This window comes from Devosia sp. (assembly GCF_036676215.1).
In the GTDB taxonomy this organism is placed as follows: Bacteria; Pseudomonadota; Alphaproteobacteria; order Rhizobiales; family Devosiaceae; genus Devosia.
Map to the genome: position 1 here is coordinate 1 of NZ_JAKFDJ010000217.1, position 11,578 is coordinate 11,578.

At 62.8% G+C, this 11,578-nt stretch carries 10 protein-coding genes and 1 tRNA gene; 6 read left to right on the forward strand and 5 right to left on the reverse strand.

Features of this window, described 5'->3' with window-relative positions; genetic code table 11:
• Window positions 1-33 precede the first annotated feature (33 nt).
• Window positions 34-123 (forward strand) — tRNA-Ser (locus V6M52_RS17995).
• A gap of 105 nt (window positions 124-228) precedes the next feature.
• On the opposite strand, the gene V6M52_RS18000 is transcribed toward V6M52_RS17995, so the two are convergent.
• The 4 genes from V6M52_RS18000 to V6M52_RS18015 form a co-directional block, all read right to left on the reverse strand.
• Window positions 229-1,563 carry a sensor histidine kinase gene (locus V6M52_RS18000; RefSeq protein WP_332702269.1) on the reverse strand — a complete coding sequence of 445 codons (1,335 nt, stop codon included), beginning with the start codon at window positions 1,561-1,563 and terminating at the stop codon, window positions 229-231.
• A gap of 26 nt (window positions 1,564-1,589) precedes the next feature.
• On the reverse strand, window positions 1,590-2,255 hold the full coding sequence (locus V6M52_RS18005) for a response regulator transcription factor (RefSeq protein WP_332691027.1): 666 nt from the start codon (window positions 2,253-2,255) through the stop codon (window positions 1,590-1,592).
• Entirely contained in the window at window positions 2,252-2,743 is a 492-nt protein-coding gene (locus tag V6M52_RS18010) for a hypothetical protein (protein WP_332691030.1), read from the reverse strand. The genes V6M52_RS18005 and V6M52_RS18010 overlap by 4 nt, the downstream gene beginning before the upstream one ends.
• Before the next feature lie 275 nt (window positions 2,744-3,018).
• Window positions 3,019-3,291 carry a hypothetical protein gene (locus V6M52_RS18015; protein ID WP_332691033.1) on the reverse strand — a complete coding sequence of 91 codons (273 nt, stop codon included), beginning with the start codon at window positions 3,289-3,291 and terminating at the stop codon, window positions 3,019-3,021.
• 238 nt (window positions 3,292-3,529) lie between these two features.
• Here V6M52_RS18015 and V6M52_RS18020 point away from each other — a divergent pair, with 238 nt between their 5' ends.
• From V6M52_RS18020 to V6M52_RS18040, 5 genes are all read left to right on the forward strand, one after another.
• Window positions 3,530-4,183, forward strand: coding sequence for a hypothetical protein (locus V6M52_RS18020; protein ID WP_332702271.1), 654 nt, complete (start codon window positions 3,530-3,532; stop codon window positions 4,181-4,183).
• Between the two features lie 334 nt (window positions 4,184-4,517).
• Window positions 4,518-5,666 carry a glycosyl transferase family 1 gene (locus V6M52_RS18025; RefSeq protein WP_332702279.1) on the forward strand — a complete coding sequence of 383 codons (1,149 nt, stop codon included), beginning with the start codon at window positions 4,518-4,520 and terminating at the stop codon, window positions 5,664-5,666.
• Between the two features lies 1 nt (window position 5,667).
• A complete protein-coding gene (locus V6M52_RS18030) occupies window positions 5,668-6,663 on the forward strand; it encodes a glycosyltransferase family 2 protein (protein ID WP_332691039.1) in 996 nt (331 codons plus the stop codon).
• Window positions 6,664-6,674: 11 nt separating this feature from the next.
• Window positions 6,675-7,583, forward strand: a complete 909-nt coding sequence (locus V6M52_RS18035; protein WP_332702273.1) for a glycosyltransferase family 2 protein — start codon at window positions 6,675-6,677, stop codon at window positions 7,581-7,583.
• A gap of 21 nt (window positions 7,584-7,604) precedes the next feature.
• Window positions 7,605-9,905: a Wzz/FepE/Etk N-terminal domain-containing protein gene (locus V6M52_RS18040; protein ID WP_332702275.1), complete on the forward strand. Its 2,301-nt coding sequence runs from the start codon at window positions 7,605-7,607 to the stop codon at window positions 9,903-9,905.
• Window positions 9,906-9,974: 69 nt separating this feature from the next.
• On the opposite strand, the gene galU is transcribed toward V6M52_RS18040, so the two are convergent.
• Complete coding sequence (gene galU / locus V6M52_RS18045; RefSeq protein ID WP_442881887.1) at window positions 9,975-10,907, reverse strand: UTP--glucose-1-phosphate uridylyltransferase GalU; 933 nt, start codon at window positions 10,905-10,907, stop codon at window positions 9,975-9,977.
• Window positions 10,908-11,578: the final 671 nt, after the last annotated feature.

Sequence of the window (11,578 nt, forward strand, 5' to 3'; positions counted from 1 at the left end):
TCCGGCCCTTCCAGCCCGGGGATAAGGCGATGCGGAGAGATGGCCGAGTGGTCGAAGGCGCACGCCTGGAAAGTGTGTAGGCGGGGAACCGTCTCAAGGGTTCGAATCCCTTTCTCTCCGCCATTTCCAAGTGATTGATATTGCTAGTGTAGAGCCCGAATCAGACGGCTTCTGTCACAGCATCCCGTCACCGCGACGGCTGCGTTTGTTCCTTGCCTCACGCATAGCTTATCCGACTTCTCGCGGGTCGAGCCGCGATAGCGGCAAGCAGAGGCTTACCATGAGCCCGCCAAGATCTGCCCGGCCAAAGGCAATGGTACCGCCGTTCAGCGCTAGAATTTCCCGAGCGATCGAAAGCCCCAGGCCGGTCCCGGGCAGGCTTTCGTCGAGGCGGTGCCCCCGCTCGCCGAGCTGGGATGAATGGTCATCGGGAATTCCCGGGCCATCGTCGCAGATTTCGAGTATCGCGCTGTCCTCTTCGAGCCTGCTCTGGACGACAACCCGGCTGGAGGCCCATTTGGTAGCGTTCTCCATGAGCACCCCAACCAATTCCATCAAATCCTGGCGGTGAATGTCGACAGCGCAGTCGGTCCCCAGTTGCGCCACCCAGTGCAAATCCTCGCCGCGACTGGTCTTTTTGAGAACGGCCACCGTTCGCAACACCGCCGTGTTCAATGATGAGCTGGCATTGTCCGAACCAGTCCGAGGACGCAGGACTGACAGCCTGAGCTGGTAGTCGACGCGTTCGGACATTTCGAAAGACAGGTCTTGCAGCAAGTCTGCATCGTGCTCATTGCCATTCTCGCGTAGGCGGTCCGCGATACCGTGCATGGCGGCCAGGGGTGTTTTCAGGCCGTGGGCCAAATCGGCCGCACGAGCGCGGGCCCGATCACGCATGACCTCCCGCACCTGGAGTAGGCCGTTGATTTCGTCGACCATCGAGTCGAGCTCGCTCGGGAATTTCCCCTCAAGGCGGGACGTATCGCCGTGGCGGACTGCCTCGATTGCCTGGCGGACGCGGGAAACAGGCCCAAGTCCGAGCCGCAACAGCAGATAGGCGGCAACCAGGATGGCGGCGCCGAGCAGGGCGAGCAGCTGGCCCGCATCCTGTACGAAGGCCTGCGTCGCCCGGTGTATTGGTTCGTAATCCTCCCCAACCGTGACCCTGAAGGCTTGCGGCCCGGCTGCGCCTTCGACCCGCAATTGCCGTGTCAGTAGTATGAGCTGACGGTTGTCGGGTCCGGTCTGGTAGAACACGCCCTCATAATTGGCTGGGACGTCAATGCTCTGATCCCACATCGACCGGGAGTGGGTTACGGCGCCCGTATCGACGGCCTCGATCTGCCAGTATCGACCTCCAAAGGGCGTCGAATAACGTGGGTCCGGCATAGGTTCGGCAATGGCGGGGGGATTTGCCCCTGGCACGATCGATGCGGCAAGGCGAGCAACGGCAGCCCCCATGTTGTCACGGGCGCTGCGTTCAACATTGATCGTGAACAGGTATTGAAGGATCAGCGCGGCGCCGACCAGTGAGACAACGACCCAGACCAATGCCAGGGCCATGAGGCGCAGCCGAAGCGAACGAATGTTCAATACCCATCACCAAGCATGTAGCCGAAGCCGCGCCTGGTCTTGATGATATCCGCTGTCAGGCGTTTGCGAACCCTGGCGACTAGCACTTCGACCACATTGGAGTCGCGTTCGAAATCCTGATTGTAGATATGCTCTGTAATCTGCAGTTGTGACAGAACCTTGCCCCGATTTTGGACGAGGTAGGAGACGAGCTTGAACTCCTGCGGTGACAGATCGATTGGCAAGCCATCGCTGGTTACTGCCATGGTGCGTAGGTTGAGCTGATAGGGTCCAAAGGAAATCAGGGATGTTGCGTGGCCGTTGACGCGCCGCACCAATGCTCGTAGCCGCGCCGCAATTTCCATGACATGGAAGGGCTTGACCACATAATCGTCAGCGCCGGCTTCGATACCCTCCACGCGTTCCTCCCATTGCACACGGGCAGTCAGGATCAATACTGGGGTCATCCGCCCGGCCCGGCGCCAGCGCTTGAGAACCGTCAATCCATCGATCTGGGGCAGGCCAAGGTCCAGCACGATGGCGTCGAACTCCTCGGTATCGCCGCGATACCAACCTGACTCCCCGTCCCTTTCGCGCTCCACCAGGAATCCGGAACGGCCGAGACCGGCGGACAATGTCTCCGCGATCCGGTCATCATCCTCAACGACCAGTATCCGCGTCATCGCACCTCGATATGTGTACCCGAGCGGGCATTGTAATATTCGACGCCGACCCGACCATCTGGCGTCAGTACCTTGACCGCGTAGATCAGAGCGCGTTCCGTGCGCACGAGTTGCGCATCGATGATCTCACCACCGGTGCGCTCCTGTACGTTTGGCAGCAGAGAAGCCAGCGAAACCGCATGGCCTGCATTGACTATTGCCAGAAGGTCCTTTTCCGGCACGACGCTCACGTCGGGGGGCGTTGGCGGCTTGTTGCTTGCCCCGGCCCCGTTACCATCGCCATTACCGCCCCTGGGATCGCTGCCCCTCCCAGCATTGACGGAGTTTCCATCTCCGTCGGAACTGTTCGTCCGGGCGCCGTTCCCATTGCCGTGGTTGCCATCGTCAGCTTGGCCGGCATTGCCACCATCCCCGTTTCCCTGGGCGATGGCTGGCACCGTCGCGGCAAGCACCACGAGGAATGCGGCAATGAGAATTTTGGCTTTCATGCTCTATTCATAGCCCAGCGCAGCTTACAAAACGCTGACATTAGCTCTCAGGCGCCGCTCAACCACGATGTTGTACATCTTCTGGACCAGTGATCGGGTGTCCCATGCCATACTCGATCATTGGTCTATTGGATCGGCCGACACCGGGCACCATCGCCCCCCGTAGCCTGGTGTCGGCCGAACATCGGTCGCTTTCAGTGCCACCATACGCCAGAAGGCGAGCCCCAGGTTGTGGCACTCGCCTTTTGGAAATCACAATGTGGAAGCCTGTGCGCCTATTCGGTCACGCGCTTCTGCTCGATCAGGTCACCCACATTTTCAAACTCGTCGGGATAGGCCTCCATTACGGCCTTGGGATTGCCGGCGGCGAGGCCATTGTCGCGTGTGCGCAGATACTGAAACATGGCGCCCGGCGTCTCGTGAACAGTGCCGTCCTCGAGCACATAGCTCTTTTCGGGCTTGCCCTCTTGCGCCAGGGCCCCTGCTCCGCCGGCGAGGAGCGCGAAGCCAAGGCCCAGCAATACGGACTTCTTCAAAGTCGGTTTCATTCTTTAGCTCCAAAACATGGTTGGGAGGCGACCGGGACGTGGCCGCCGCGACTCAGGTCTACGGGACGAGACATGGGATGCGGCTGATGCTGGCGGTCAGCTGTTTGTAAGCAAGTGTCGCCGCCAGGCGGGGAGCAAGGCCGGAACTTCCTTACAGGATGCTGACAGTCCGCATCACGATCCCATCACCCCGAGTCGCGTAGTGTCTACGCACTGAGGCGGGCGCGAGGTTTTTTGGATGGATCACTTTTGCGGCCGGCAAGGCTATCGAGCGGCTCAGGCCGATGCAGATCGATGGGTGTTCACCGGCGAGATGCGGGACCGCGGCAGGTTTGACGAAAAATGCGCATGGTGTGAAAAACAGGACCTGCGCATCACGTTTGACGTGCGCCATGTCACCGCCGACGGCACTTGCCAGATTTGCCAAGCCTGCCTCGGCCGCGGGCCGGTCCGTATCGAGCATGAGGGCCGTGCCCTCGCCGGCCAGGAACGACGCGACTGTCTCGGCGAGCTCTCCGTCCGGCTGATGCATCGGACATGCCGCGAGGTGCTGCGAAACCTCCTCGCACGTAGCGATGATCCGGCCCTGCAAGAGGTCGCAGTCTATTTCGACCGCAATATGCAGCTCTCGCCCGGCCGCGCCGCTACGCTCCTTCAGGCGTTATCCAACTCAAAGCTCGACGCAGACGCTCGCATATTCGAGGTTCAAATCCGCAGCACTGCTCACAAGCAGGAGTTTGGGTGCCTCAGCGAGCGGGAAAAACTTGCGGTTTGGCCTGTGCTGTCTCCCGCCATACGAAATCGGCTGATTTCGCTCGGCTTTGCTCCCCAGCGGTATGGTGTGCTGAGACCGAAAGGCGCCAGGCTCCACGCTGAGCGGGCGCTGGTCTAGCAAATGCCGCAGCCTGCACATCGATCCACCTGCCGCCTGCGAGCGGCCATCAACACCTGCTCCTCTAGGCCGTGGTAGGATCGGCAATCTGACAATTGAGCCATTTTTCAGGCATGCGCTGACCGCAGTTCAGTTGCCCGCCCACCGTCATTGACGGTACGGCGCCCACGGTTCCTACTTGCGCCGACGATATGTGAGTGACCCTGGAGGCAGGGCGCCGCAACACCAAACAGCCATTTGGCTGTGCCCTGTTCGCGAGCAATTGCGAGCAACCCGCTACACACCGCCACAAGCCGGGCCACCGCTTGCGACAGGAGACGCGTCGTTGCTGAAAGTGCTTTATCTCGTCCCCAATCTGGCGGACTCCGCTGTCGCACGGCGGATCGACATGTTGCGCCTTGGTGGCGCCGCTATTGACGTCGTCGGCTTTCGCCGGGCCGGCACAGCTGTGCCGCGTCTCGATGTGGGGACTTATCTCGAACTCGATGAGACATTCGACGCGCAATTCATGCAGCGGCTGGCTGCGACTGTCCGCGCCTCTGCGGGAATGCGCCGCTGGGCAAGCCGGCTGCCGCAGCCCGATCTGATCATCGCGCGCAACCTGGAAATGCTGGCCCTGGCCAGTCGCCTCCAGGAGCACTGGGCTACCCGCCCGGCCCTGGTCTACGAATGCCTCGATATTCACCGGCTGATGCTGCGCCAGGATGCCGTTGGTCGGGCCATGCGTGCCGCCGAGCAGCATTGGAGCAAAAAGGCCTCGCTCCTCATCACCAGCTCACCGGCCTTCCTGCGCAATTATTTCGACATCTACGGCGCCCCGCCGGCGAAGATCGTCGAAAACAAGGTGGTGTGGGATGGCGGCAAGCGGGGCGTCAATCCAGTGTTTGCCGCATCCAATGCTGCCCCTCTGCGCATCGGCTGGTTCGGGGCCCTGCGCTGCGCGCGCTCGCTTGCGGCGCTCGACGGGTTCGCCACAGCCATGAACGGCAAGGTCGAGATCGTGCTGCGCGGCCGGCCGGCGCTCAATGAGTTTGACGACTTTCCCGGCGCGGTCGCGGATCGCCCGCATCTGCGCTTCGAAGGCGCCTATCGCAACCCGGACGACCTGCCCGCCATTTATTCGGACGTGCACCTCGCCTGGGCAATCGACTTCTTCGAGGCCGGGCAGAACTCGCAATGGCTGCTGCCCAACCGCATCTATGAGGGATGTCTGCATGGCGCCATTCCCATAGCGCTGGCCGGCACCGAAACCGCCGCCTTCATCGAACGCCACGGCATTGGCATCGTCCTGCCCGACATTGCGCCGGCGACGTTGCGGACAATGCTGGGCGAACTCAGCCCGGATCGGCTCGCCACGCTGGCCAGCGCGGTCGCGGCGCTGCGGCCAAACGACTTTGCCGTGACGGCAAGCGATTGCCGGACCCTCGTCGACAAACTGGCCGGCCTCAACGCCGCCAGGCCGCTGCTGACGGAGGCCGCATGACATGACCTGTCTTATCGTCGTGCCCACCCTCAATGAGGCCCGCCATATCGGTGGCCTGCTCGAAGATCTGCTGGTCGAGGCCGAGGCGATGGATGCCAGGATCGTGGTTGCCGATGGTGGCAGCTCCGATGGCACCCAGTCCATCGCCGCCGACGTAGCCGCGCGCCACCGCCGGGTGACCCTGCTGCATAATCCCCGGCGCATCCAGAGCGCAGCCATGAACCTGGCCGTGGCCGAGCATGGCGACGGCGCAAAATACGTCATCCGCATCGACGCGCATGGCAAATATCCGCCCGACTATTGCCGGGTGCTGGTGGCGCAGGCGGAATTGCTTGGCGCCGACAGCATCGTCGTGCCCATGACGACGGTGGGTCGGAGCACATTCCAGCGGGCCGTGGCGACCGCGCAGAATTCTCTTGTCGGCACGGGCGGTTCGGCACACCGCACCGGCAAATCGGCGCAGCAGGTCGACCACGGCCACCACGCCTTGATGCGCATAGAGGCCTATCGCGCCGTTGGCGGCTATGACGAGACCTTCCGCTTCAATGAGGATGCTGAACTCGACTACCGCCTCGGCCAGGCGGGCTTTTCCGTCTGGCTGACGGACGCGACGTCGATGACCTATTTCCCCCGCGCCACCGCCTCCAGCCTGTTCAGGCAGTATTTCGGTTATGGCGGTGGTCGGGCGCGCAACATTCTCAAGCACAGGATGCGGCCGCGTGCGCGACAGATGTTGCCGCTGGTCATACTGCCCGCCGTGCTGCTCGCCGCGCTTTCCATCGTCCACTGGGGTTTCCTCGTGCCGATGGTGGCCTGGGGACTGGCCTGCTTTGCGCTCGGCGCCGTGGCGGCGCGCAAGCATTTTGCCGAATACGGCCTGCCCATCGCGCTGGCGCCGCTGGTCGGTGTGGCGGCCATGATCATGCATTTCGCCTGGTCCGCGGGCTTCTGGCTGCATCTGGCACGCACCGCCACCTCTCGGCACAGCGCGGCGTAGGGGAGGGCATCATGATTTCAGTCGATATCTGCATCTGCACTTTCCGTCGCCCGTTCCTCGCCGAGACGCTGCGCTCGGTCGCGGCCTTGGCTATCGAGGACGTCGCCGTGCGCGTCATCATCGCCGATAATGACGCCTCGGCCTCGGCGCGCGACCTGGTCGCCGCGGTGGAGCGGGATTTCCCCTGGCCCATCACCTATGTGCACGCCCCGGCGGCCAATATCTGCATCGCCCGCAATGCGTGCCTCGATGTAGCTTCCGCCGACTATGTGGCCTTCATCGACGATGACGAAACGGTGTCTCCGCAATGGCTTGTCGAATTGCTGGATACGGCACGCCTGACTCGCGCCGATGCCGTTCTGGGACCCGTTCACGCCGTCTATGACGCCAGAACACCCGAGTGGATGGTCGAGGGCGATTTCCATTCGACCCTGCCCGTCGTCGTCAACGGCGCCATCCGCACCGGTTATACCTGCAATGTGCTGATCCGGCGTGTCGCGCCCTTTGCCGCCCTGCGCTTCGATCTGGCTTTGGGCCGGTCGGGCGGCGAGGATACGGACTATTTTTACCGCCTGACGGCGCTGGGGGGCACGATTGCTGAGGCACCTGATGCGCTGGTCTATGAGCCGGTGCCCGCAGAGCGGGCCGCCATGGCCTGGTTGATCCGGCGGCGGCTGCGCATGGGGCAGACCCATGGCATGCTGGTGCGTGGCGCGCGGCTGCCGGCGGCAGCTATCGCCGTGGCAAAAGCAGGCTATTGCGTCGCAATGACCGGCATGACCGCATTTTCGCCCATTGGCCGGCGCAAGAACCTGCTGCGCGCCGTGCTCCATATGGGGGTGGTCGGCGGCATCATGGGCGTCCGCCAGGCCGTCCACTATGGCGATGGCGCTTCGCGCCAGGCGCCCAACTCACCCTGATTGACGCCGCGGAGGCGAACCATGCTTGAACGAGGCTACAATCCCGAATCGATGGCGCCACAGCCGACGGACCTGAAGTTCATCGACCTTGACCGCCTGTTTGCCCTGCTGCGTCGGCAGGCCAAGGTCATCGGCCTGTGCGTCGCCATCACCCTGGCGCTGGCTGTCCTCTATCTGGTTCTGGCACCGCGGAGCTACGTCTCCGCCGGACAGATCCTGATCGACAAGAACCTCGAGCAGGTTGTGGACGACGCTGCGGTGTCGGTCAGCGCGGTCGAGCTGGAATCGCAGGTGCTTAACCAGGTCGAGGTGCTGCGCTCGAGCCGGATTGCCATGGCCGTGGCCGAGGCCGAGAATCTCACCACCGATGCGGAATTTCTCAGCCCGCCGCCCTCCTTTACCGGGCGGCTGCGCGGTCTTGTTGGCGGTTTGCTCTCGCCCATCCTCGGTGGCGACGCAGCAGCCAGTGCCGCGCCGCAGGCGAGCGTTGAGGAGGTCGCCGGCATGTTGCGGGCCGATGTGCAGGTCGACCGCATGGGCCGCAGCTCGATCCTCCGGGTCGGCTATGAAGCCTCCTCGCCCGAGCTCGCCCAGCGCATAGCGCAGGCCTATGCCGATGCCGTCGTGCAGGATCAGCTCAATGCCGATCTCGATGCAACCAAGGCGTCGGCGGATTGGCTGCAGCAGCGGTTGGCCGAGATCGGCGCCAGCCAGCGCGAGGCCAATCTGGCCATCCAGCAGTTCCGCGAGGAGAGCGGCCTTTCAGTCGACCAGGACCGGGCACTGAGCAACCAGCGCATCGAGGCCCTGTCCGATCAGTTGGCCGAGGCGCAGGCCGAGACAGCCCGCATCCGCGCCCAGTCCAGCCAGTTGCAGGCGGTCATCGCCGCCGGTCCCGAGGCGGCAGCCAATAGTGTCGCGCTCCTGGCGCAGTCGGAAGAGGCGAGCACCGAGAGTTCGACCATCCGAACCCAATACGCCAATCTGGTCAGCCGCATCGCCCAGGTCACCAGCGCCTTTGGGCCCGACCACCCCCAGCTGGTCGCGCTCAATGCGGAACTGGCCGCGTTGAACAACCAGATCTTCGCGCAACTCCAGGGCCTCAACGAACAATACCTCACCCAGCTCGAGATTGCCCAGCAGCAGGAAATCGGCCTGCGCCGGGACATCACCAATGAAGGCCAGGCCGTCGGCGATATCAGCCAGGCCCAGGTTGAGCTGAGCGAACTGCAGCAGCGCTCGACCGCGCTGGGCATTCTCTACAACTCCTTTCTGGGGCGCTACGAGCAGGCCGTCCAGCAGCAGTCCTTCCCGATCCCTGCTCTCAGGGTAATCACCGAAGCGCTCTTGCCCGACAGCCCGTCCAGCCCACGCACCATGATCGTGTTGGCCGGCGCGCTGCTTGCCGGCCTGTTCATGGGGCTGGCCTTTGGCGCCCTCAACGAGATGCGCGAGAGGGCCTTTCGCACCGGCGCGCAGGTCAGCAAGGAACTGGGGCTGCGGTTCCTGGGCTATCTGCCGGCGCTTGATCTGGGCAAGGCCACGCGCGACAGCAAGCAGCGCGCCGGTCTCATCCACCGCTTCCTCCGCAATCAGGTCGCCGGACGCGGTGGCAATATGCCGTCTACGCCATTCCTCGAAACACTCAAGTCGGCCAAGCTCGCATTACGGTCGTCCCGCAAGGGTGGCGGCGGCGTCGTGGGCATCGTCTCCGTCCTGCCGGGTGAAGGAAAATCCACCTTCGCGGTGTCCTTCGCCGAAATGCTGGTGGGGAGCGGCAGCAAGGTATTGCTCGTCGATGCCGACCTGCGCCAGCCCGGCGCCAGCCGGCTGATCGGCAGCGCCGCTGAGTTCGGCCTGATGGATCTGGCCGAAGGCAAGAACTGGCGCGAGATCGCCCTGACCGATGAGCAGACCGGACTTGTGACCGTTCCGGCCAATACCTCTGGCGTCGTCGGGCGGACCAACGACTTCCTCTCTTCGACGGCCATGCAGACATTTCTCGCCGAAAGCCGCCGCGAATTCGACTATGTGGTGATCGATCTGCCGCCGCTGGGCCCGGTGGTGGACGCCATGTCTGTCCTCCCCTGGACGGACGGCTTCATTCTCATCGCCGAATGGGGCAAGACCCCCCGTCGGCTGGTGCGCACGCTCATCGAGCGCGAGCCGGGGCTATCGGGCGAAGTGCTCGGCGTGGTGCTCAACAAGGTCGATTTCAAGAAGTTGCCCCGCTACAGCGAAGTGGGCGGTGTTGAGCGCTTCGTCGACGTCTACCAGCGCTACTACCAGGTCGAGACCGTGGTCGAACCGACCACCCGCTAAGCGTCACGCAGCCCAAAAAACAACGGCGCGCCCATCACAGGGCGCGCCGTTTGTGCATTGGACGCCCGGTTATTCTGCGGCGTCGCGAATGCCTTCCGAGAGCGCTGAGTCGAGCCCTAGCTTGGCCAGTGCCGCGAGGAAATCGCTGGCGATATCGTCGCGGCCGAGCGCGTATGCGACATTGGCGGTGAGAAAACCGATCTTGGAGCCGCAGTCGAAGCTCTGCCCCTCATACTGCACGCCGACAAAAGGCTGCTGTTGCATCAGGGTCTGCATGGCATCGGTGAGCTGGATTTCGCCCCCCGCGCCGCGCGGCTGATCGGCCAACAGAGTGAAGATGTCGGGCTGCAGGATGTAGCGGCCAGAGATGATGAGGTTGGACGGCGCCTCTTCACGTTTGGGCTTTTCCACCATGCCGGTGACCCGGAACCCTGAATCGGGGCCCTCGCCGCGGGCAACGACACCGTAGGAGGATACGTCGGCCGCAGGAACCGGCTCGACGGCAATCACGTTGCCGCCGGTTTCCTCATAGGTCTCCATCATCTGTTTGAGCACGCCGCGCTTGCCCCTGAACAGCATGTCGGGCAGCAGCAGCGCAAATGGTTCATTGCCCACGATCTCGCGGGCGCACCACACGGCGTGACCCAGTCCCAGCGGCTCCTGCTGCCGGGTAAAGCTGGTGCGGCCGGCCGAGGGCAGGTCCTTGCGCAGTTCGGAAAGGGCCGCGATCTTGCCGCGAACTTCCAGGGTTGTCTCCAGTTCGAACTGGCGGTCGAAATGGTCCTCGATGACCCCCTTGTTGCGGCCGGTGACAAAGACAAAGTGATCGATACCGGCCTCGCGGGCCTCGTCTACGGCATATTGGATGAGGGGACGGTCAACGACCGTCAGCATTTCCTTCGGCAAGGCTTTGGTCGCCGGAAGGAACCGGGTTCCAAGCCCCGCAACTGGAAAGACCGCTGTTCTGACGCGCTTAACCACGGCAAACTCCTGATTGAGCATAAGAAACAGCAAAAGGGCACCACGGATCACATAGGCAAGTCCAACGAAAATCTCCGTTTGGCGCGCATGGCTACGATGCGCTGGATGGGTAGTTTAGATTCTGATTCAAACTGATGAGGAGACACAAACTCGCCCCATTTTTGGCCGGCGGGGGCCATCTATATTGATCTGTTCCTATATGAATTTCACTTGATAGCCCGCGTTATGGCCTTTTGTGCCAAAGTATATGGCATCAGATTTTCTTGAGTTCTGTCCGATCCGGCATGACCCGCAAAAAACTGTGATAGCCTATGCATTGTGCCACCGCGGTGGACACTGTATTGACGGTGAGGCAGGCAGTCTTGGCGTATTGTGGACACTTGAGCTCCGGCCAAGCGCCTGGCGACATGAATGTCCGTGGCCGCGCTCGAATGGCCTATTCGGTTCGGGCAGAAGGTTGAAACTGCATTCCATCTGTGACCTCGCGTTAAGCTTTCGGTCAACAGTGCGGGTGCATTTGCACCGAGGCAGAAGCCTTTTGGGAGGAAAGACATGAGGAAAGACGGGCCAGACGAGCCGGTCGTCCAGAAAACGGGCCAGCAATTGCCCGTGGATCGCACGGCCTTCGCTTGGCCCTGGGGCGTCGTCGCTTTGGTGGTGCTCGCGCTGGGTTGGGTGGGCGCCTACCTGCT